Genomic DNA, 20,441 nt, shown 5'->3' on the forward strand with positions numbered 1-20,441 from the left:
CATCACATGGCTGAGCGCCGCGTCAACGTCGGCTGGGCCGAGGGCCTCCACGCCCGCCCCGCTTCCATCTTCGTCCGGGCCGCCACGGCCGCAGGTATCCCGGTGACGATCGCCAAGGCCGACGGCAACCCCGTCAACGCGGCCTCCATGCTGGCCGTTCTCGGCCTGGGCGCGCAGGGCGGCGAGGAGATCGTGCTCGCCTCCGACGCCGAGGGCGCGGACGCTGCCCTCGACCGGCTCGCGAAGCTGGTCGCCGAGGGGCTGGAGGAGCTTCCCGAGACCGTCTGAGTCTTCGGAGGCTTGGCACCGTTAAAAACCGCGCATGGCGCCGTTTAAAAACCACCGAAGGGCTCGCCCGAATTACCGGGCGGGCCCTTTGCATTTCCCTTTTACGGGCAGCGGAAATAACCCCCCGCGAATTACCCCTCTTTGTATACGGCGCCCATGTTAATGCCGCAGACCCGTCACGTTTACAGGATGTTGCGAGGTCCTCACACGGTCCGCGCGATCGGACCCCGAGGTGAACCTCAGACGGTGCACCGCGCTGGAGCGCTCGGTGTGCAGCGCAGTGATCGTCCGCGCGCGGTCACCGTCCCCGCGCGCCACCGCGTCCACGATCGCGCCGTGCTCCGCCCAGGACTCCACCGGGTTGGCGGGTGCCTCCACCACGTACATCCAGGCGATCTTGTGACGCAGTTGGGTCAGCATCGAGGCCAGCGCGGGGCTGCCGGAGGACTGGGCGAGCGTCTCGTGGAACCAGCTCCCCAAAGAGCGCAGATCCTCGCTGTTACCACGCTTGGCCCGCTCCTGGCCCAGCCGGACCAGGCCGCGCAGCACCTTGAGATGGGCCTCGGTGCGCCGCTGGGCGGCCCGTGAGGCGCCCAGCGGCTCCAGGAGCATGCGCATCTCCAGAAGGTCGGCGCCCTCCTGCTCGGTCGGTTCCGCGACGCACGCGCCCGCGTGCCGCCGCGTCACCACGAAGCCCTCGGCCTCCAGTGTTCGCAGGGCCTCGCGAACGGGGACGCGGGAGACGCCGTAGCGGCGAGCGAGCAGTTCCTCGGTGAGCCGGCCGCCGCGCTCGTAGACACCGGCGACGATGTCGTCCCGGATCGCCGTGCATACCGAGTGCGCCGGAATACGCATGTCCGACCTCCGTCTTAATCCCCACGAAACGTCGCCGATTGACGTGTGTTCAGTGACTCTATTGCAATCAGCGGGAATTTCCGACGGCGGACCGGAATCCAGGGATATTTTTTGGACAGCAGCGGGACTGAAACGGCGAAAGCCCCGGCTCGTGGGAGCCGGGGCCTCGGGGTCTCGCGATACGCCGTCAGACGCTCACGCCGTGCGAGCGCAGGTAGGCGACGGGGTCGATGTCCGAGCCGTACTCGGCGGTGGTGCGGGCCTCGAAGTGCAGATGCGGCCCTGTGACGTTGCCGGTCGCGCCGGACAGGCCGATCTGCTGGCCCGGGGTGACCGACTGGCCCACCGAGACGCCGATGGACGACAGATGGCCGTACTGCGTGTAGGTCCCGTCGGCCATCCTGATCACGATCTCGTTGCCGTACGACCCGCCCCAGCCGGCCTCCACGACGGTGCCGCGGCCGACCGCGTGCACGGAGGTGCCGCTCGCGGCGTGGAAGTCGACACCGGTGTGGCTGCCGGACGACCAGAGGGAGCCGCCGGTCTTGTAGCCGGTGGAGATGTAGGAGCCGGAGATCGGGGCGACGAAGCGGTTGAGGCGCTCGCGCTCGGCCTCACGGGCGGCGCGCTCCTTGGCCTCGCGGATCTCCTTGGCCCGTGCCTCGGCCTTGCGCTTGGCCTCCGCGGCCGCCTTCTTCTTCGCGGCGGCCTGTTCCTGGGCCAGGGCCTGGGCGTCGATCTGCTCGGCGAGCGAGTCGCCGACGCTGACGACGGGCATGAGGCCGGTCTGTTCGACGGAGTTGTCGGCGGCGAGCGCCGGAGCGGCGATGGTGCCGATGACGCCGGTGGTGGCGAGGGCCGCGACTCCCGCCGCACGCGCGGAGGTGCGCTTCATCCGGCTGGGACGACGGTGCTTCCCGGTGGCGCAGGTGAACGCCATGTAGTGGCTGGTCCTTTCCTTCCTTCTCGCCTACCGGGTTAGCTGACGGGTTCGGAGCAGGAAGGTCTCCTACGGACCCCCTCGCGGCTCGCGCGGGCGTCCGATTCACCCCAGGGACAACGTGTTTGGGTCCCCGGCTCCCCTGGCTCGCGCCATGACGGGGACTCGGCGATGACTGTCCGGTGCCGCGGACGCGGCGCACTGCCTGAACGAACAGCCCGGATGACGCTAAGCGGGGCGGCTTTCAAGGCCCAAACGGATCACGGTTTTTGTAGCGCATCCCACAGGGCAGACAGGCAACCTCCCACCCAATTCGGACATCAAAGGGCCCTGGTGAAGCCGTCGTCACCAGGGCCCCTCCACGCGCGTGCCGCTACTCGGCGGTCACGACTACTCGGCGGTCACTACCTTGACTTCGCCGATGCCGAGGGCCTCGACGGGCTCCTTGATGGCGGCCGCGTCACCGACCAGGACCGTCACCAGCCGGTCCACCGGGAAGGCGCTGACGACTGCCGCGGTGGCCTCGACGGTGCCGGTCGCGGCGAGCTGCTGGTACAGAGTCGCCTGGTAGTCGTCCGGCAGGTGCTGCTCGACCTGGTCGGCCAGCGTGCTCGCCACGGCCGCCGCGGTCTCGTACTTGAGCGGCGCAACGCCGACGAGGTTCTGTACGGCGACATCGCGCTCGGCGTCGGTGAGACCGCCCTCGGCGAGCGTGCGCAGCACCTTCCACAGGTCGTCCAGAGCGGGACCGGTGTTCGGGGTGTCGACGGAGCCGCTGATGGCGAGCATCGCGGCGCCCGAGCCGTCCGGTGCGGACCGGAGGACCTGCCCGAACGAGCGGACGCCGTAGGTGTAGCCCTTCTCCTCGCGCAGGACGCGGTCCAGGCGGGAGGTGAGGGTGCCGCCGAGGCAGTATGTGCCGAGCACCTGCGCGGGCCACACGCGTGCGTGCCGGTCGGCGCCGACGCGGCCGATCAGCAGCTGCGTCTGGACGGCGCCGGGGCGGTCCACGATGACGACCCGGCCGGTGTCGTCGGCGGTCACCGGCGGTACGGGCCGCGGCTGGGCCGTGGAGCCGGTCCAGGAGCCGAGGGTGTCGCCGAGCAGTGCGTCCAGGTCGATGCCGGTGAGGTCGCCGACGACCACGGCGGTCGCGGTGGCGGGGCGCACGTGCTTCTCGTAGAAGCCGCGCACGGCCGCGGAGTCGATGTTCTCGACCGTCTCCTCGGTGCCCTGACGCGGCCGCGACATGCGGGAGTCCGCCGGGAACAGCTCCCTGGAGAGCTCCTTGGCGGCGCGACGGGACGGGTTGGCCAGCTCGTGCGGGATCTCGTCCAGGCGGTTGTTGACGAGCCGCTCGACCTCGCTGTCCGCGAACGCGGGCGCCCTGAGGGCGTCGGCCAGCAGGCCGAGCGCCTTGGCGAGCCGGGAGACGGGCACTTCGAGGCTGAGGCGGACGCCCGGGTGGTCGGCGTGCGCGTCGAGGGTGGCACCGCAGCGCTCCAGCTCGGCGGCGAACTCCTCGGCGGAGTGCTTGTCGGTGCCCTCGGAGAAGGCGCGCGCCATGATCGTGGCGACGCCGTCCAGGCCGGCCGGCTCGGCGTCCAGGGGCGCGTCAAGGAGCACCTCGACGGCGACGACCTGCTGGCCGGGGCGCTGGCAGCGCAGGACGGTGAGGCCGTTGTCGAGCGTCCCGCGCTCGGGAGCGGGGAAGGCCCAGACCTTGGGCTCGCCCGCCTGTGGCTGCGGGTGGAATTCCATCGCGGCGAGCTCGGTCACTTGGCCGCCTCCTCGTTCTCGTCGGTGGCTTCCACGGTGGCCGCGGACTCCGGGTCTTCGGCGCCCTGGGCGTCCTCGGGGCTCTGGGCGATCTCGGCCGGGGCGGTGGGTTCGTAGACGAGCACCGCGCGGTTGTCGGGGCGCAGCTTGGCCTTGGCGACCTTCTGGACGTCCTCGGCGCTCACCTCCAGGACACGCTGTACAGCGGTGAGGGCGAGCTGCGGGTCTCCGAACAGGACGGCGTAGCGGCACAGTTCGTCGGCGCGGCCCGCGACGGTGCCGAGCCGGTCCAGCCACTCGCGCTCCAACTGGGCCTGGGCGCGCTCCATTTCCTCCGCCGTCGGGCCCTCCTCGGCGAACCGGGCGAGTTCCTCGTCGATGGCGGCCTCGATGACCGGCACCTCCACGTCACCGGAGGTCTTCACGTCGAGCCAGCCCAGGGAGGGCGCTCCCGCCAGGCGCAGCAGTCCGAAGCCGGCCGCGACGGCCGTACGGTCGCGCCGTACGAGCCGGTTGTAGAGGCGGGAGGACTCGCCGCCGCCGAGGACGGTGAGGGCGAGGTCGGCCGCGTCGGCCTCACGGGTGCCGTCGTGCGGCAGCCGGTAGGCGGCCATCAACGCGCGCGCGGGGACCTCCTCCTCGACGATCTCGCGCAATTGCTCGCCGATCGTCTCGGGCAGGGAGCCGTCGCGGGGCGCGGGCTTGCCGTCGTGCGAGGGGATGGAACCGAAGTACTTCTCGATCCAGGCGAGTGTCTGCTCCGGGTCGATGTCGCCGACGACCGACAGGACGGCGTTGTTGGGGGCGTAGTAGGTGCGGAAGAACGCGCGCGCGTCCTCCAGCGTGGCCGCGTCCAGGTCGGCCATCGAGCCGATCGGAGTGTGGTGGTAGGGGTGGCCCTCCGGGTAGGCGAGCGCGGTCAGCTTCTCGAACGCGGTGCCGTAGGGGACGTTGTCGTAGCGCTGCCTGCGCTCGTTCTTGACGACGTCGCGCTGGTTGTCCATCGACTCGTCGTCGAGGGCGGCCAGCAGAGAGCCCATGCGGTCGGCCTCCAGCCAGAGGGCGAGCTCCAGCTGGTGGGTCGGCATGGTCTCGAAGTAGTTGGTGCGCTCGAAGCTGGTGGTGCCGTTGAGCGAGCCGCCCGCGCCCTGGACGAGCTCGAAGTGCCCGTTGCCGTGCACCTGCTTCGAGCCCTGGAACATCAGGTGCTCGAAGAGGTGAGCAAGGCCGGTACGTCCCTTGACCTCGTGGCGCGAACCGACGTCGTACCAGAGGCACACCGCCGCGACCGGGGTCAGGTGGTCCTCGGAGAGCACCACGCGCAGCCCGTTGGCCAGGCGGTGCTCCGTCGCTGTCAGGCCCCCGGTGCCTGCCTGGTCTGTGGCCGTGTGACCCATGGGCATGTACGTCCCTTCGATCTGCGGTCGCGGTCGTGGAAACCGCGGTTTTCCTGCCGGTCCTGCCACTGTATGCAAGCGTGCGGACCCTCGGTGAAGTTCCCGGGGCGCGTACGCCCACAGCGGATCGCGTAGCCTGCGGGCAACCGTGAGCAAGGCGCTGCGTGGGCGCCGGACCGGGCGGCTCAGCCGGGTCCTGGCCCGGACTGTCAGTGCCGCGGTCCACAATGGTCCGCGTCAGAACCCGTTCACGCTTCAGACAAGAGTGAGCCAAAGGGCCGACGTGAGCGACCCGTAGGCAAGCGCCAGAAAAGAGGAGCCGGCAGCGATGGCCCGCCGCAGCACGAAGACCCCGCCGCCCGACGACTCGTACGAGGAGCGGATCCTCGACATCGACGTCGTGGACGAGATGAAGGGCTCGTACCTCGAGTACGCGTACTCGGTCATCTACTCCCGCGCGCTCCCGGACGCCCGCGACGGACTCAAGCCGGTGCACCGCCGCATCGTCTACCAGATGAACGAGATGGGCCTGCGCCCGGATCGTGGATACGTCAAGTGCGCGCGCGTCGTCGGCGAAGTGATGGGCAAGCTGCACCCGCACGGCGACGCGTCGATCTACGACGCCCTGGTGCGCATGGCCCAGCCCTTCTCGATGAGCGTTCCGCTGGTCGACGGCCACGGCAACTTCGGTTCGCTGGGCAACGACGACCCGCCGGCCGCCATGCGGTACACCGAGTGCCGAGCCGCCGAGGCCGCGAGCCTGATGACGGAGTCGATCGACGAGGACACCGTCGACTTCGCGCCGAACTACGACGGCCAGGAGCAGGAGCCGGGCGCACTGCCCGCCGCCTTCCCCAACCTCCTGGTGAACGGCTCCTCGGGCATCGCGGTCGGTATGGCCACCAACATGGCGCCGCACAACCTCACCGAGGTCATCGCGGCCGCCCGCCACCTGATCCGCTACCCGAACGCGGATCTGGACGCCCTGATGAGGCACGTCCCGGGCCCCGACCTGCCCACCGGCGGCCGGATCGTCGGCCTCTCCGGCATCCGGGACGCCTACGAGACGGGCCGCGGCACCTTCAAGATCCGGGCGACGGTCGCCGTCGACACAGTGACGGCACGCCGCAAGGGTCTCGTCGTCACCGAGCTGCCCTTCACGGTCGGCCCGGAGAAGGTGATCGCCAAGATCAAGGACCTGGTCGGCGCGAAGAAGCTCCAGGGCATCGCCGACGTCAAGGACCTCACCGACCGCGCGCACGGCCTGCGTCTCGTCATCGAGATCAAGAACGGCTTCGTGCCGGAGGCGGTCCTGGAGCAGCTCTACAAGCTGACGCCCATGGAGGAGTCCTTCGGCATCAACAACGTCGCGCTGGTCGACGGACAGCCCCTCACTCTGGGCCTCAAGGAGCTCCTTGAGGTCTATCTCGACCACCGCTTCGAAGTGGTGCGCCGTCGCAGCGAGTTCCGGCGCACCAAGCGGCGCGACCGGCTGCACCTGGTCGAGGGCCTGCTCACCGCCTTGGTCGACATCGACGAGGTCATCCGCATCATCCGCTCCAGCGACAACTCCGCGCAGGCGAAGGAGCGCCTGATCGAGCGCTTCTCGCTGAGCGAGATCCAGACGCAGTACATCCTGGACACGCCCCTGCGGCGCCTCACCAGGTTCGACCGCATCGAGCTGGAGTCGGAGAAGGACCGGCTCAACGCGGAGATCGCGGAGCTGACCAGGATCCTGGAGTCCGACGCCGAGCTGCGCAAGCTGGTCTCCGCCGAACTGGCCGCGGTCGCCAAGAAGTACGGCACCGAGCGGCGCACGGTCCTGGTGGACGGGACATCGGGCGTCCCCGTGGCCGCCGTGCCGCTCCAGGTGGCGGACGACCCGTGCCGGGTGCTGCTGTCCTCGACGGGTCTGGTGGCCCGTACGGCGAACGGCGAACCGTTCCCGGAGGAGGCCGGCGGCAAGCGCGCCAAGCACGATGTGATCCTCTCGGCGGTGCCGGCCACCGCGCGGGGAGAGATCGGCGCGGTGACGTCGTCCGGCCGTCTGCTCCGCCTGAACGTCATCGACCTGCCGCAGCTTCCGGAGTCGGCCACGAACCTCTCGGGCGGTGCCCCGTTGTCGGAGTTCCTGTCCCTGGAGGACGACGAGACGCTGGTCTGCCTCATCACGCTCGACGAGTCCTCCCCCGGTCTGGCGCTCGGCACGGCACAGGGCGTCGTCAAGCGTGTGGTGCCCGACTACCCGTCCAACAAGGAGGAGTTGGAGGTCATCACGCTCAAGGAGGGCGACCGGATCGTCGGCGCGGTCGAGCTGCGTACGGGTGAGGAGGACCTGGTCTTCATCACCGACGACGCCCAACTCCTGCGTTACCAGGCCGCGCAGGTCCGCCCGCAGGGCCGTCCGGCGGGCGGTATGGCGGGCATCAAGCTCACCGAGGGCGCGAAGGTCATCTCCTTCACCGCGGTGGACCCGGCGGCGGACGCGGTCGTCTTCACGGTGGCGGGTTCGCGCGGCACACTCGACGACTCCGTCCAGACGACGGCCAAGCTGACGCCGTTCGACCAGTACCCGCGCAAGGGCCGTGCCACGGGCGGCGTCCGCTGCCAGCGGTTCCTGAAGGGCGAGGACTGTCTCTCGCTTGCCTGGGCGGGAGCCGTCCCGGCCCGCGCCGCGCAGAAGAACGGCACCCCGGCCGACCTCCCGGAGATGGACCCGCGCCGCGACGGCTCTGGGGTGTCGCTGGCGAAGACGGTGTCGGTGGTGGCGGGGCCGGTCTAGAACTCGGGGTCCTGCTCGTCGGGATCCTGTACGTAGCGAAGGACGCCCCACATGCCGTGCTCATCGGTGTGTGGGGCGTCCGCGTCTCTCTTGCACGCCTCCAGCTCCTTGCCGAGGGCAGGGGTGTCGATACCGGCGCCGATGAGGACGAGCTGGGTGAGACGGGGGTCTCCGGGCGCCCAGGCCTCCGGGTAGAAGCGCAGAAACCGCCCTATGGCATGGACGGCGTAACGGTTGCGGATGTCGTACGGCCCGAAGTCGACGTACCCCTTGATCCGGTAGAGGCCCTCTGGCCTGCTGTCGAGGAAGGCCATGAGCCGACGGGGATCGAGGGGGCTGTCGGAGGTGAAGGAGAGCGTGTCGTAGCCGGTGTGCAGGTGGCCGGTGTGAGGGTCGCTGTGGTCGTCGTGGTCGCGATCGGCGTCATGGTCGTGCAGGTCGTCGAAGGAGAGCTGTCCGATGCGCTCCTCGCTGGGCCGGCAGTCGAAGAGGAACTCGGGATCGACGCGGCCGTAGGTGGCGGGTACGACGGCGGCACGGTCGACGAGAGATCGGACGGTCTTGTGGACCCGCTCGGCGTCGGCGGCCCGGTCGAGCTTGTTGACCACCACGAGGTCGGCGAGGGCGAGATGCCGGTCGAGTTCGGGGTGCCTGGCGCGGGTGTCGTAGAACTCGGCGGCGTCCACGACCTCGACGAGACCGCCGTAGACGATCCCCGGCTGCTCGCTGGCGAGCACCATGCGCACGAGTTCCTGCGGCTCGGCGAGACCGCTGGCCTCGATGACGATGACGTCGATACCGGTGTCGGGGTGAGCGAGCCTGGCGAGGTAGCCGTCGAGCTCGCTGACGTCGACGGCGCAGCACAGGCAGCCGTTCCCGAGGGACACGGTGGAGTCACCGAGGGCTCCGGCGACGGCCATGGCGTCGATCTCGATGGCTCCGAAGTCGTTGACGACGGCGCCGATACGGCTGCCGCCGCTGCGGTGGAGGAGATGATTGAGGAGGGTGGTCTTGCCGGAACCGAGGAATCCGGCAAGGACGACGACCGGGATCTGCCGGTGGCTCCCGCTCGGCTGACTCACGTGCGACCTCTTTCGCGCTGCCGCGTGCACCGGATCGCGATCCCGGCGCACGTACGAGGTTTGAATGCCGGACCAGGATACGAGCCGGAATAATCACTGCGAAGTGAACGATTGTTAGCAGCACTTGCGGGGCAGACGTTGGGCAAGGCGCCGGTCCGTGCGACCCTCACTTCCCTCCGTGCGCCTCCTCTCCGCCTCCCCCGCCGATCAGAGCCGCTCGGCACCCTGGGAGACGGCAAGCGCCGCCCACCGCTCGCCGGTCCCCATCAGTCGACCCGCACCCCGACGACCGGCGCACGGCCGTTTGAATCGGGGGTTGACATGGCCACACAGAGCTCTTGGACGCGAGGACTGCGCATGGCCGCCTGGGTCGGCGTCGGCGCGGTGGCGGGTGCCGCCGCCTCCCTCGCCGCGCAGCGCCACGAGATGCGGTCGCTCCATGCGCGACTGGACCGATGGGAAGAGGCTGCCCGTTCCCATGAGCACGTCGACCTGGCGAGTCAACAGCACCAGCACTGGGAGCTGCTCAGCAAGGCCATAGACGATCCCGAACTCGCCGAGGTCCTGGATCTCTACGAGACTCCGGTGTCCCCCAAGCAGCGCCGCCAGTACCTGTTCGCCAATGCCTTGTACACGAACCTGCTCTTCTACTACCGCATCGGCAACCTCTCCAAGGAGGAGTTCTTCAAGCACGTCCGCGGCATCTTCCAGAACCCGATCGTCAGGGAGTACTGGTACGCCACCCAGCAGCAGCGGGCGAGCCTTGCGGACACCGACGAGGCGGAACTGGGCAAGCTGGTCGACGATCTGCTCCAGCAGTTGGAGGATTCGGACACCGAGGAGTGGTGGGTGGTCGGTGAGCCGCCTGGCGCGTAGCAGAACGCTCAAGCCGCCGTCCGTGGAAATCACACCCTCGGCCCATAACGAACAGGTCAAGTATCCCGTTGTCCCAGGCGCCGCTGAGGTTGACTCAGCCGCCGGGGTTGACTCACACGTGATCGCGTACGGCAGCCCCGCACCACCGCCGCCCACGTCGCCAGATGACGCGTGCACCCCACAGGGCCGCCTCGCTTCGCAGCCGTCGTGCGCTTGCTCATCACTCGTGAGATCAAAGGGAAACCAACAGTGAGTCAGATCATTCGCCGCCTCGGCGCATCGCCACGCGAACGGGGCAGCACGTCCGGCGCGACCTGTCCGGACATCTTCGAGTTGGCCGACGGGAACTTCGCCGTCATCGGCACGGACGTCACTGACTCTCTGGACTCCCATCTGCCCGCCGACGCCGGGAGGGCCGACTACGAGCGCATCGTCGTCATCACACGCGAGACGCTCCTACGAGCCAAGGCCGACATTCCGGATGCTTGAGACAGCCGCACTCGTCGGGCACTCGGCGCCTGAGCGGCATCGCTGCGGCCGCGATGGCAGCCCTCGCGGCCCGCAGGCACCCGTGCATCTCCGAGGAACCGCCCGGGTGAGGCCTTGAGGGGAGCCCGGCCCCGACGTGGCGCCGGGCTCCGTTCATCAGGCCATCACCGGCACCGCCATCGGCGCCACCGGCCCCACATACCGCGCCACCGGCCGAATGATCTTCGAGTCCGCCGCCTGCTCCAGGATGTTGGCGCTCCACCCCACCACCCGCCCCGACGCGAACGTAGGTGTGAACATCTCGCGGGGCAGCCCGCACAGCTCCATGACCACGCCCGCGTAGAACTCGACGTTGGTGTGCAACTCCCGCCCCGGCTTCAACTCCGCCAGGATCGCCTCGACATGGCGTTCCACCTCGACGGCGAAGTCCACGCGGGGCCCGCCGAAGCGCTGCGCGACCTCCCTCAGCATCCGGGAACGAGGGTCCTCCGTGCGGTAGATCGCATGGCCGAAGCCCATGATCCGCTCGCCGGCGAGGACGCGCTCACGGATCCAGGGGTCTATGCGGTCGGGCGTACCGATCGCGTCGAGGGTGTCCAGCGCCCTACTGGGCGCACCCCCGTGCAGCGGCCCGGACAACGCCCCCACGGCCCCCACGAGACACGCCGCCACATCCGCCCCCGTCGACGCGATGACCCGCGCCGTGAAGGTTGATGCATTGAAACCGTGATCAATGGTTGAGATCAAGTACTGCTCGACCGCCCGGGCCCGTTGAGGCTCCGGCTCCGAACCCGTCAACATGTAGAGATAGTTGGCCGCGTACGAGAGATCCTCCCGCGGCTCCACCGGCTCCAGCCCCTTGCCCAGCCGGTGCAACGCGGTGAGCAGCGTCGGCACGGCCGCGGCCGCCACGAGAGTGTCCCGTCGCCGCTCGTCCGCGTCGATGTCGTACACCGGCCGGAATCCCTTCGCCGCGCCGAGCAGCGACAACGCGGTGCGCATACCGGCCAGCGGCCCCGACCGCCCGCTCGCCGCCGCGATCGCCGGCAGCGCCGCCCGCACCTCGCCCGGCAGCCGCCGCAACGCCGCGCTCTCGCCACGGAAGGCCACGGCCTGTCCGGCGTCCGGCAGTTCACCGTGGACCAGGAGATGCCAGACATCCTCGAAACCGCGGGTCTGCGCGAGTTCGACGGCCGAGTACTGGCGGTAGTGATAGAACCCCTCACGCCCCCGGACGTCCCCGACCTCGGTGTCGGTGACGACGACTCCGGCAAGCCCTCGCGGCACGTCGACGAGTGTGGTTGCTGACCTGTTGACCGACATGATTCCTCCCTGGACTTGATTCGACTGTCCATGGTTGACTCGATTGATGTCAATATTGATTAGATCAATACACATCAATCAACCCACCCGGCTGCGGATACGGTGACCTCTTATGCGCGATCAACCCCCCCTCCCCGGCCCCGCCGTAGACCGGCTCAGCACCAAGGAAGCCGCCGACCTGCTGGGAGTGAAGCCCGAGACCGTCTACGCCTACGTGAGCCGCGGCCAGCTCAGCAGCCGACGTGTCCCCGGCGGCCGGGGCAGCACCTTCGACGCCAGGGAGGTGGAGACCCTCGCCCGGCGCAACCGCCGGGCGAGCGGCGGGAGTCCGGGGTCCGGCGGCGAACTGTCCGTACGGACCCGCCTCACGTTCATCGACGACGACCGCTATTACTTCCGGGGCGTCGACGCGACCGAACTCGCCGCGCGCCACTCCTACGAAGAGATCGCGGAGTGGCTCTGGACCGGACACCTGCGCCCCGGCGCCACCTTCACCGCACCGGACTCCGCCGTCGACGTGGCCCGCCGCGCGGCCGACGCACTGCCCGAACACACCGGCCCCACCGACCGGTTGCGGGTCGCCGCGATCGCCGCCGCGGCCGCCGACCCGCTGCGCTTCGACCTGTCCGAGGAGGCTGTGCTCGGTACCGCTCGGACCCTCATCCCCACCCTGGTCGCCGCCCTGCCACCCGTACTGCACGACCGCCGCCGCGACGACGGCCCGCTGGCCCACCGGCTGTGGACCCGCCTCAGCGGCCGCAAGCCCGACGAGGCGTCCCTGCGGGCCCTGGACACGGCGCTCGGCCTGCTCGTCGACCACGACCTCGCCGCCTCGACCCTCGCGGTACGCGTCGCCGCGTCGGCCCACGCGCACGCGTACGCCGCCGTCTCCGCCGGACTCGGCGTCCTGGAGGGCCCCTTGCACGGCGCGGCCAGCGGGCTCGCCCACAAGCTGCTGCTCGACGTGCTCGACCAGGGCGACGCGGCCCCCGTGATCGCGGAGGAACTGCGGGCCGGCCGCCGCATCCCGGGCCTCGGACACCGCCTCTACCCCGGCGAAGACCCACGCGCGCGTGCCCTGTTCGCCCTCCTGGCGGAGATCCCACGCGCCGAGCCTGCCCTCCTCGCGGCCCGCGACATCGTGGCCACCACCGCCCGCCACACCCCCCTGCACGCCAACGTGGACCTGGCCCTCGCCGTGTTCACGGCCTCCTCCGGCATGCCCTCCAGCGCGGGCGAGACGATCTTCGCCGTCGCCCGTACGGCCGGCTGGATCGCCCACGCGCTCGAGGAGTACGGGGAGCGCCCGCTGCGTATGCGCCCCAGCGGCATCTACGTGGGGCCGAAGCCGCCGCAGCCGCTGCCGGAACACTGAAGCACCCCGGCACGAGCGGCACGCCACACTGCCGGAACGCCGACTCGGACAGGGCCGGAAGTCACCGCAACCCAAGTCAGGTTAGGCTCACCTCTGTGAGTACCTGCTCAACGGTCTCGCACGACCTAGACGAGCCCGTTTCCGGAACCGCGGCCACGGCACGGACCTGGCTGCTGCTGGAACAGCCCGGTCCCTGGGGCGCCAAGGCGCTCACTTCGAGCCACCTGGACCCCGCGCTGGGCCGCGCCTTGGAGACCGCCGCGAAGGACACGGGCGTGCGCATCGCGCTCATCCGCCGCCCCGGACGGCACGCCGACAGCGGAACGCCCACGGACCGGCAGGTGTACGCCGCCCACACCGCGCCCGGCAACGTGTGGCTGCACAGCGCGACGACCCGCGACCCACAGGACCTGCTGGGCCTGGACTTCGCCGCGCTCGGCAGGGGCGAGCACGCCTCGTTCGACGCGGCGCTCCGGGGACGGCCCCACACCGGCGATCCGCTCGCCCTCGTCTGCACGAACGGCAAGCGGGACCGCTGCTGCGCGCTCCTCGGCCGCCCGCTCGCCGCGGAACTGGCCGCTTCGGGCGTCGAGGGCGCCTGGGAGGTCACCCATCTGGGTGGTCATCGCTTCTCCCCGACGCTGCTCGTGCTGCCGTACGGCTACGCCTACGGCCGCGCCGAGGCCCACACCGTCAAGCAGGTCCTGCACAGCGTCCAGGAGGGCCGGATCGTGGTCGAGGGGTGCCGCGGGAACTCCGCCTGGGAGCGCCCCGGCCAGGCCGCCGAGCTGGCCGTGCGCACGACGGTGGGCGAATACGCGGCCGAGGCGCTGACCGTCGTACGGACAGAGGGCGCGGCCCCGCACTGGGAGGTGACCGTCGCACACCTCGACGGCCGCCAATGGCGCGTCCTCGTGGCCCAGACGGCGTCCCTGCCGCCCCGCCCGGAGAGCTGCGGGGCGTCGGTGCTCGGCTCGCCCGCGCGGATGAACGTCACGGCGGTTCGCGAGCTGAGGACATCGACGGCACTGGCGAGCTGACAGGACCGACGGACCGGTCAACGCATTGATCAAGAGATCCATGCCACACCCCCTGCGGTGAATCCGGCACGTCCACGTACCGTCATGGGTATGAGCCGCACTCCCCCCGCCCGCCGTCTGCGCCTCGGACTCCCCCGCAAGGTCTTCTCGCAGGTGCTCCTGATGCAGCTGGCGATCGCCGCGGGAGTCGCGGTGCTCGCGACCGGTCTCTTCCTGGCGCCTCTGAGCAACCAGCTGGACGACCAGGCGATGCGCCGGGCGCTCGCCATCGCGCAGACCACCGCCGCCGAGTCGCAGATCGCCGAAGAGGTCAAGGACACGCCCCCGCTGCCCAGCGGCCCCGTCCAGAAGGAGGCGGAGCGGATCCGCAAGGCGACCGGGGCCGAGTACGTCGTGGTGATGGACTGGCGGGGCGTGCGCTGGTCACACCCCACCCGCAGCGAGATCGGCAGGAACGTCTCGACCGACCCCGGCCAGGCCCTGGCCGGCCAGGAGGTCATGCAGATCGACAGCGGCACCCTGGGCCGCACCGCCCGCGGCAAGGTCCCGCTGTACGACAGCGAGCACGAGATCGTCGGGGCGGTTTCCGTCGGCATCGCCTACGACAGCGTGCGCGCCCGGCTGATCCACGCGATCCCGGGGCTGTTCGCCTACGCCGGCGGGGCTCTCGCCGTCGGCGCGCTGGCCGCCTGGCTCATTTCCCGCCGGGTCCAGCGGCAGACCCGTGACCTGGCCTTCTCGGATATCTCCGCCCTGCTCGCGGAGCGGGAGGCCATGCTGCACGGCATCCGGGAGGGCGTCGTCGCCCTGGACCGCGCAGGGCGCATCCGCCTGCTCAACGACGAGGCCCGGCGGCTGCTGGGCATCGGCGAGGAGGCCGTGGGCCGCTCTCCCGACGAAGCGCTCGGTGACGGCCGTACGGCCGACGTCCTGGCCGGACGGGTCACGGGCACCGACCTGGTCACGGTCCGCGGCCAGCGGGTGCTGGTCGCCAACCGCATGCCCACCGACGACGACGGCGCCGTCGCCACCCTGCGCGACCGTACCGAGCTGGAGCAGCTCGGCCGGGAGCTCGACTCCACTCACGGTCTGATCGACGCCCTGCGTGCCCAGGACCACGAGCACGCCAACCGGATGCACACGCTCCTGGGGCTGCTTGAGCTGGAGATGTACGACGACGCCGTGGAGTTCGTCGGGGAGGTCGTCGGCGACCACCGGGCCACCGCGGAACAGGTCACCGAGAAGATCGAGGACCCGCTGCTCGCCGCGCTGCTGGTGGGCAAGGCGACCGTCGCCGCCGAACGCGGAGTCGCCCTGTGGGTCTCCGACCGGACCCGGCTGCCGGACCGGCTGGTCGATCCGAGCGGGCTGGTCACGATCGTGGGCAACCTCGTGGACAACGCCCTGGACGCCGTCGCCGGCGCACCGCACGCGCGCGTGGAGGTCGAACTGCGCACCGAGGGCTGTGCGGCCGTCCTCAGGGTGCGGGACACCGGGCCCGGAATTCCGGTGGAGCAGCGGGAGTTGATCTTCACCGAGGGCTGGTCGACCAAGGAGCCTCCCGCGCATCGGGGGCGCGGCCTGGGGCTCTCCCTGGTGCGCAAGCTCGCCGAGCGTCAGGGTGGCAGCGCGACCGTCGGGGAGGCGGGCGGCGGAGGCGCCGAGTTCACCGTCGTACTGCCCGACGCACTGACCGAGACTCAGCCACAGCCCGCTCTCACCGCACCGCTCGCCCAGCAGACCGCCACCGAGGAGGAGTCGTGATGATCGAGGTCCTGGTCGTGGACGACGACACCCGCGTGGCACGCGTCAATGCCGCCTACGTCGAGAAGGTGCCCGGCTTCCGCGTGGCCGGCGAGGCCCACAGCGCGGCGGACGCGCTGCGGCAGCTGGAGGCGCTGCCTCACGTGGACCTGGTGCTCATGGATCACTATCTGCCCGACGAGACGGGCCTCACGGTGGTCCAGGAGATGCGGCGGCGCGGCCACCAGACCGACGTGATCATGGTGACGGCGGCGCGGGACGTGACGACCGTGCAGGCGGCGATGCGACACGGCGCGCTGCAGTACCTGGTCAAGCCGTTCGCCTTCGCGGGCCTCAGGGCCAGGCTGGAGGCGTACGCCGAGCTGCGCCGCACCCTGGACGGCGGCGGCGAGGCGGAACAGGCGGAGGTCGACCGCATCTTCGGCGCGCTGGCCTCGCCCGCGGAGCCCGATCTGCCCAAGGGGCACTCCCCCACCACGGCCGAGCTCGTACGAAGGTCCCTGATGAACGCCGAAGGGCCTCTGTCCGCCCAGGAGATCGCCGACCGGACGGGGGTGAGCCGGCAGACCGCCCAGCGCTATCTGAAGCTTCTGGAGCGCACAGGGCGGGCCAGGCTCACTCTCAAGTACGGCGACGCGGGCCGCCCGGAACACCGTTACGTGTGGGCGACCCGCGCGTGACGAGGCTTCTCGCGTTCAGCCGGCGTTCTGCGCGGCCTTCTCGACGAACTCCGTCGTGTACGTCTTGTCGAGGTCGACGTCGGCGTTCTGGATGGTGGGGTTGAACGCCTTGAGGACCTTCTCGACGGTCTCGGGACCGTTCTCGGGCATCACGCCGTCCTTGGTGAACATGGGCAGAGTGTTCTTGATGGCCACCGCGTACAACAGCTTGTTGCCCTGCGAGTAGTCGGCGGGCATCTTGTCGGCGATCTGGGTCGCGCTGTGGGTGGACATCCACTTGAGCGTCTTGACGAATGCATTGGCCAACTTCTGGACGGTCTCCTTGTGACCGTTGACCCAGTCCGTCTGCATGTACAGGCTTGACGAGGGATACGGTCCTCCGAGCGCCTCGTCCGAGCCCTGAGGCGTGCGCATGTCCAGGAGGACCTTGCCGGCCTTCTTGTCCAGGATCGTCGCCACGGTCGGGTCGGTCGTCATCCCGCCGTCGATCGAGCCCTGTTGAAGCGCCGAGATGAACGTGGGTCCCGCACCGACGGCGACCGGCGTGAACTCGCTGACCTTCACGCCGTTCTTGACCGCGAGGTACTTGGTGAGGAAGTCGGTCGAGGAACCGAGGCCCGTGACGCCGAGTTTCTTGCCCTTGAAGTCCTTCGGCGAAGTGATGTCGCCGGCCGCCTTGTTGGAGACGATCTCCACCTCGCCGGGCGCGTGCGAGAACTGCACGACCGACTCCACGTCCTTGCCCTTCACCTGCAGGTCGAGGGTGTGGTCGTAGAAGCCGACGGCGCCCTGGACCTGGCCGGATACGAGCGCGGTCTCGGCCTGGACACCGGCGGGCTCGCTCAGCAGCTCCACGTCGAGTCCTTCGGAGTCGAAGTAACCGAGCCGCTGGGTCAGCATCGCGGGCAGGTAGATGACCTTGTCGAGGCCACCGACCATGATCTTGACCTTGGTGCCCTTGCCATCACCGTTGCTGCCGGAGTCGGCAGAGGCCGTGCTGGCGGCATCGTTGGCGCAGGCGGTGAGCGAGGCGAGGGCGAGCAGGCCGGCGGCGGCCAGGGAGGTGTATCTGGCGGTCTTGCGCATGGGGTTCACGTCCTTGTGAGGGGCGGTGCGGGAGGGGATGAGCGGGCGGGCCGGCGTCGGCAGCCGTTGAGGCCTCAGCTGTCGGAATTCGCCGGTTTCCAGCGGAAGATGCGGCTCTCGGCGAAGGTGAGCAGCCCTTCGGCGAGGAGCGCGACGACGGCGAGGATGACCATCGCGGCGTACACACCGGCCGCGTTGAACGTGCCCTGCGACTGCGCGACGAGCAGGCCGATGCCCTTGGTCGCGCCGATGTACTCGCCGACGATCGCGCCGATGAGGGCGAAGCCGAAGCTCACGTGCAGGCTGGTGAAGATCCACGAGGTCGCGGACGGGATGACGACCTGAAGCGTCACCCTGCGGTCGCTCGCGCCGAGGATCCGGGCGTTGGCGACCAGGTTGCGGTCGACCTCGCGGGCGCCCTGGAAGGCGTTGAAGAAGACGGGGAAGAAGACCAGGACGACGGCCGAGGCGACCTTGGAGGCCGGTCCTAGTCCGAACCAGATGACGAAGATGGGTGCAAGGACAATCCGGGGGATTGAGTTGAGCACCTTGATGTATGGACCAAGTACGTCGGCGAGCAAGGTGATCCGCCCCAGCGCAATGCCGAAGACCACACCGGCGACCACACCGAACACCCAGCCCAGCAGGGCCTCGTGGAGCGTGTACCAGATCTGTTCGCCCAGCGAGCCGAGTGCTGTTCCGTGTGTGAACCAGGTCCAGATCTGGTCCCAGATCTTTGAGGGCATGGAGAAGTTGAAGGGATCGATGACTTCGGCCCGGGCGAGCACCTCCCACAGACCGAGGACTGCGACCAGGAGCAGCACGCGGGACACAGCGACGACGATTCTGCGTCTGCGGGCGGCACGCGCGCGTGAGTGCGCGCGGTCGGTCTTGTTGCCGGGCTCGGTCATGGTCAACGCGACCTGGGCCTCAGGCATGACGTCAGGCGACATGGGCGGCGCCCCTCTCCCGGGTGATGCGGACCTCTTCGCCGAGGGACTCCCAGATCTCGCGGTAGATCTCGATGAACCGCGGCTCCAGGCGCACCGACTCGACCTTGCGCGGCCGCGGCAGGTCGATGTCGAAGACCTGCTTGACGGTGGCGGGCCCGGCCGTCATCACGACGACCCGGTCGGCCAGGGCGATGGACTCCTCCAGGTCGTGGGTGACGAAGACGACGGAGGCGCCCGTGCCCTCCCACAGTTCGAGGAGTTCGTCGGACATCAGGGCCCGGGTCTGCACGTCGAGCGCGGAGAACGGCTCGTCCATGAGCAGGATCTCGGGGTCGTTGACGAAGGTCGCGGCGAGCGCGACGCGCTTGCGCTGTCCCCCGGAGAGCTGATGGGGATAGCGGTCCTCGAAGGCCGTGAGCCCGACCCGGGCCAGCCACTCCCGCGCCTTCTGCTTGGCCTCCACCTTGGGCACACCGCGGAAGCGGGGTCCGGCCATGACATTGGACAGGACCGTGCGCCAGGGGAAGGTGGCGTCCTGTTGGAACACGAAGCCGACCTTGTCCCCGACTCCCCGCACCGGCTCCCCGACCACCAGAACCTCGCCCTCGGAGGGCTCCTCCAATCCGCTGACCAGGGTCAACGTGGTCGACTTGCCACAGCCTGTGGGCCCGACGACCGCCACGAACTCGCCGCGCCGAACCGTGAGGTCAAGCCCCCTGACGGCCGTGTGCAGACCCCCCGACGGGGTCCGGAATATCTTGCTCGCGCCCCGCAGTTCGATGGCGGGGCTGATGTCTGCGCTCATGGCCGGGGACGGTAGATGTGGCGCACGCCACGGCATCAGCCTTCTGAGCACATGCCGTTCTTTTGCTTGCAACGACCTGTTGTGCTCGTTTTGCTCGCGCTACAACAGCGAAGCCGAAACACGGGCGTGACGCCCGCCAGGCCTTGAGGGAAAGAGGCCCGATGATTGACGTCCTGGTCGTGGACGACGACTTCCGCGTCGCCGAGATCAACGCCAAGTACGTGGGAAAGGTTCCCGGTTTTCGGGTGGCCGCCCGCGCGCACAGCGCCGCCCAGGCGCTTGCCGCCGTACAGCGCGGGACCATCGACCTGGTCCTGCTCGACCACTACCTGCCCGACCAGACAGGCCTCGAACTCGTCCACCGCATGCGGGAACAAGGGCACGGCACCGACGTCATCATGATCACGGCCGCCGGGGACGTCACGACCGTCCAGACCGCGATGCGCCTGGGCGCCCTCCACTACCTGGTCAAACCCTTCACGTTCGCGGCCCTGCGCACCCGCCTCGATTCCTACGCCGCCCTGCGCCGCACCGTCGACCGGGTCGGCGGCGGCCGCGGCATCGCCGGCCAGGAACAGGTCGACCGGATCTTCAGCGCCCTGCGCACCACACCGGTTCCGCCGTCTCCCGGACTGCCAAGCGGCCACTCGGAGCCCACGACGGACCTCATCTGCCGCGTCCTCCACCACGCCGACCACCCGCTCTCCGCCCACGAGGTCGCCGCCGAGACCGGCCTGAGCCGCTCCACCGCCCAGCGCTACCTCCGCCACCTCGAACAGGCCGGCCGCCTCCGCCTGTCCCTCAGATACGGCGACACAGGGCGCCCGGAACACCGCTACGCGTGGGTCGCGCCTTAGCCGTACGCCAGGAAAAACCTGGTCGCCGGATGCCGTACGACGAAGACCCATGCCGTACGACGACAAAGGC

General features: G+C 69.8%; 18 protein-coding genes and 1 riboswitch. Of the genes, 9 read left to right on the top strand and 9 right to left on the bottom strand.

The features are described 5' to 3' along the window. The first annotated feature begins 6 nt into the window (after nucleotides 1-6). On the top strand, nucleotides 7-288 hold the full coding sequence (locus tag ACI2L1_RS21170) for an HPr family phosphocarrier protein (protein ID WP_007385204.1): 282 nt from the start codon (nucleotides 7-9) through the stop codon (nucleotides 286-288). Nucleotides 289-447: 159 nt separating this feature from the next. On the opposite strand, the gene ACI2L1_RS21175 is transcribed toward ACI2L1_RS21170, so the two are convergent. From ACI2L1_RS21175 to ACI2L1_RS21190, 4 genes are all read right to left on the bottom strand, one after another. Beyond that, nucleotides 448-1,143 (bottom strand): GntR family transcriptional regulator, encoded by a 696-nt coding sequence (locus tag ACI2L1_RS21175; protein WP_404740875.1) that lies wholly within the window; start codon nucleotides 1,141-1,143, stop codon nucleotides 448-450. 187 nt (nucleotides 1,144-1,330) lie between these two features. Then, nucleotides 1,331-2,083: a M23 family metallopeptidase gene (locus ACI2L1_RS21180; protein ID WP_404740876.1), complete on the bottom strand. Its 753-nt coding sequence runs from the start codon at nucleotides 2,081-2,083 to the stop codon at nucleotides 1,331-1,333. A gap of 13 nt (nucleotides 2,084-2,096) precedes the next feature. Next, a riboswitch (cyclic di-AMP (ydaO/yuaA leader) is annotated at nucleotides 2,097-2,264 on the bottom strand. A gap of 209 nt (nucleotides 2,265-2,473) precedes the next feature. Next, entirely contained in the window at nucleotides 2,474-3,862 is a 1,389-nt protein-coding gene (locus ACI2L1_RS21185; protein WP_404740877.1) for a M16 family metallopeptidase, read from the bottom strand. After that, nucleotides 3,859-5,259 (bottom strand): M16 family metallopeptidase, encoded by a 1,401-nt coding sequence (locus tag ACI2L1_RS21190; RefSeq protein WP_404740941.1) that lies wholly within the window; start codon nucleotides 5,257-5,259, stop codon nucleotides 3,859-3,861. Before ACI2L1_RS21190 ends, ACI2L1_RS21185 begins: the two co-directional genes overlap by 4 nt. 328 nt (nucleotides 5,260-5,587) lie before the next feature. On the opposite strand from ACI2L1_RS21190, the gene ACI2L1_RS21195 reads away from it, so the two are divergent. Further along, nucleotides 5,588-8,041, top strand: coding sequence for a DNA topoisomerase (ATP-hydrolyzing) subunit A (locus ACI2L1_RS21195; protein ID WP_404740878.1), 2,454 nt, complete (start codon nucleotides 5,588-5,590; stop codon nucleotides 8,039-8,041). On the opposite strand, the gene ACI2L1_RS21200 is transcribed toward ACI2L1_RS21195, so the two are convergent. Then, nucleotides 8,038-9,123: a CobW family GTP-binding protein gene (locus tag ACI2L1_RS21200; protein WP_404740879.1), complete on the bottom strand. Its 1,086-nt coding sequence runs from the start codon at nucleotides 9,121-9,123 to the stop codon at nucleotides 8,038-8,040. The two genes, ACI2L1_RS21195 and ACI2L1_RS21200, sit on opposite strands and share 4 nt — an antisense overlap. Nucleotides 9,124-9,480: 357 nt before the next feature. On the opposite strand from ACI2L1_RS21200, the gene ACI2L1_RS21205 reads away from it, so the two are divergent. After that, nucleotides 9,481-9,999, top strand: a complete 519-nt coding sequence (locus tag ACI2L1_RS21205; protein WP_404740880.1) for a DUF6082 family protein — start codon at nucleotides 9,481-9,483, stop codon at nucleotides 9,997-9,999. Nucleotides 10,000-10,248: 249 nt separating this feature from the next. Continuing rightward, on the top strand, nucleotides 10,249-10,488 hold the full coding sequence (locus ACI2L1_RS21210; RefSeq protein ID WP_404740881.1) for a hypothetical protein: 240 nt from the start codon (nucleotides 10,249-10,251) through the stop codon (nucleotides 10,486-10,488). A 156-nt stretch (nucleotides 10,489-10,644) separates the two neighbouring features. Here ACI2L1_RS21210 and ACI2L1_RS21215 read toward each other — a convergent pair whose 3' ends face one another. Beyond that, nucleotides 10,645-11,811, bottom strand: coding sequence for a citrate synthase/methylcitrate synthase (locus tag ACI2L1_RS21215; protein WP_404740882.1), 1,167 nt, complete (start codon nucleotides 11,809-11,811; stop codon nucleotides 10,645-10,647). A 112-nt stretch (nucleotides 11,812-11,923) separates the two neighbouring features. Between ACI2L1_RS21215 and ACI2L1_RS21220 the strand changes: the two genes are divergently transcribed. The 4 genes from ACI2L1_RS21220 to ACI2L1_RS21235 all read left to right on the top strand — a co-directional run bounded on the left by ACI2L1_RS21220 (nucleotide 11,924) and on the right by ACI2L1_RS21235 (nucleotide 16,670). Then, a complete protein-coding gene (locus ACI2L1_RS21220; RefSeq protein ID WP_404740883.1) occupies nucleotides 11,924-13,186 on the top strand; it encodes a citrate synthase in 1,263 nt (420 codons plus the stop codon). Nucleotides 13,187-13,281: 95 nt separating this feature from the next. After that, entirely contained in the window at nucleotides 13,282-14,226 is a 945-nt protein-coding gene (locus tag ACI2L1_RS21225; protein WP_404740884.1) for a sucrase ferredoxin, read from the top strand. Nucleotides 14,227-14,316: 90 nt separating this feature from the next. Continuing rightward, entirely contained in the window at nucleotides 14,317-15,990 is a 1,674-nt protein-coding gene (locus ACI2L1_RS21230) for an ATP-binding protein (protein WP_404740885.1), read from the top strand. After that, nucleotides 15,990-16,670: a response regulator gene (locus ACI2L1_RS21235; protein ID WP_404740886.1), complete on the top strand. Its 681-nt coding sequence runs from the start codon at nucleotides 15,990-15,992 to the stop codon at nucleotides 16,668-16,670. The genes ACI2L1_RS21230 and ACI2L1_RS21235 overlap by 1 nt, the downstream gene beginning before the upstream one ends. A 15-nt stretch (nucleotides 16,671-16,685) precedes the next feature. Here ACI2L1_RS21235 and ACI2L1_RS21240 read toward each other — a convergent pair whose 3' ends face one another. The 3 genes from ACI2L1_RS21240 to ACI2L1_RS21250 form a co-directional block, all read right to left on the bottom strand. Continuing rightward, nucleotides 16,686-17,756, bottom strand: a complete 1,071-nt coding sequence (locus ACI2L1_RS21240; RefSeq protein ID WP_404740887.1) for an ABC transporter substrate-binding protein — start codon at nucleotides 17,754-17,756, stop codon at nucleotides 16,686-16,688. Nucleotides 17,757-17,830: 74 nt separating this feature from the next. Continuing rightward, entirely contained in the window at nucleotides 17,831-18,694 is an 864-nt protein-coding gene (locus ACI2L1_RS21245; protein WP_404740888.1) for an ABC transporter permease, read from the bottom strand. Between the two features lie 4 nt (nucleotides 18,695-18,698). Beyond that, nucleotides 18,699-19,514 carry an ABC transporter ATP-binding protein gene (locus ACI2L1_RS21250; protein ID WP_404740889.1) on the bottom strand — a complete coding sequence of 272 codons (816 nt, stop codon included), beginning with the start codon at nucleotides 19,512-19,514 and terminating at the stop codon, nucleotides 18,699-18,701. 161 nt (nucleotides 19,515-19,675) lie between these two features. Here ACI2L1_RS21250 and ACI2L1_RS21255 point away from each other — a divergent pair, with 161 nt between their 5' ends. After that, nucleotides 19,676-20,371, top strand: a complete 696-nt coding sequence (locus ACI2L1_RS21255) for a response regulator (RefSeq protein ID WP_404740890.1) — start codon at nucleotides 19,676-19,678, stop codon at nucleotides 20,369-20,371. Nucleotides 20,372-20,441 lie beyond the last annotated feature (70 nt).

The organism is Streptomyces sp. NPDC019531, from assembly GCF_044903305.1.
GTDB lineage: Bacteria > Actinomycetota > Actinomycetes > Streptomycetales > Streptomycetaceae > Streptomyces.

What these genes read in the sequence shown, in the direction of transcription:
- ACI2L1_RS21170 (WP_007385204.1), top strand. Translation starts at nt 7, where the DNA reads ATGGCTGAGCGCCGCGTCAACGTCGGCTGGGCCGAGGGCCTCCACGCC.
- ACI2L1_RS21175 (WP_404740875.1), bottom strand. Translation starts at nt 1,143, where the DNA reads ATGCGTATTCCGGCGCACTCGGTATGCACGGCGATCCGGGACGACATC.
- ACI2L1_RS21180 (WP_404740876.1), bottom strand. Translation starts at nt 2,083, where the DNA reads ATGGCGTTCACCTGCGCCACCGGGAAGCACCGTCGTCCCAGCCGGATG.
- ACI2L1_RS21190 (WP_404740941.1), bottom strand. Translation starts at nt 5,259, where the DNA reads ATGGGTCACACGGCCACAGACCAGGCAGGCACCGGGGGCCTGACAGCG.
- ACI2L1_RS21195 (WP_404740878.1), top strand. Translation starts at nt 5,588, where the DNA reads ATGGCCCGCCGCAGCACGAAGACCCCGCCGCCCGACGACTCGTACGAG.
- ACI2L1_RS21205 (WP_404740880.1), top strand. Translation starts at nt 9,481, where the DNA reads ATGGCCGCCTGGGTCGGCGTCGGCGCGGTGGCGGGTGCCGCCGCCTCC.
- ACI2L1_RS21215 (WP_404740882.1), bottom strand. Translation starts at nt 11,811, where the DNA reads ATGTCGGTCAACAGGTCAGCAACCACACTCGTCGACGTGCCGCGAGGG.
- ACI2L1_RS21220 (WP_404740883.1), top strand. Translation starts at nt 11,924, where the DNA reads ATGCGCGATCAACCCCCCCTCCCCGGCCCCGCCGTAGACCGGCTCAGC.
- ACI2L1_RS21230 (WP_404740885.1), top strand. Translation starts at nt 14,317, where the DNA reads ATGAGCCGCACTCCCCCCGCCCGCCGTCTGCGCCTCGGACTCCCCCGC.
- ACI2L1_RS21235 (WP_404740886.1), top strand. Translation starts at nt 15,990, where the DNA reads ATGATCGAGGTCCTGGTCGTGGACGACGACACCCGCGTGGCACGCGTC.
- ACI2L1_RS21240 (WP_404740887.1), bottom strand. Translation starts at nt 17,756, where the DNA reads ATGCGCAAGACCGCCAGATACACCTCCCTGGCCGCCGCCGGCCTGCTC.
- ACI2L1_RS21245 (WP_404740888.1), bottom strand. Translation starts at nt 18,694, where the DNA reads ATGCCTGAGGCCCAGGTCGCGTTGACCATGACCGAGCCCGGCAACAAG.
- ACI2L1_RS21250 (WP_404740889.1), bottom strand. Translation starts at nt 19,514, where the DNA reads ATGAGCGCAGACATCAGCCCCGCCATCGAACTGCGGGGCGCGAGCAAG.
- ACI2L1_RS21255 (WP_404740890.1), top strand. Translation starts at nt 19,676, where the DNA reads ATGATTGACGTCCTGGTCGTGGACGACGACTTCCGCGTCGCCGAGATC.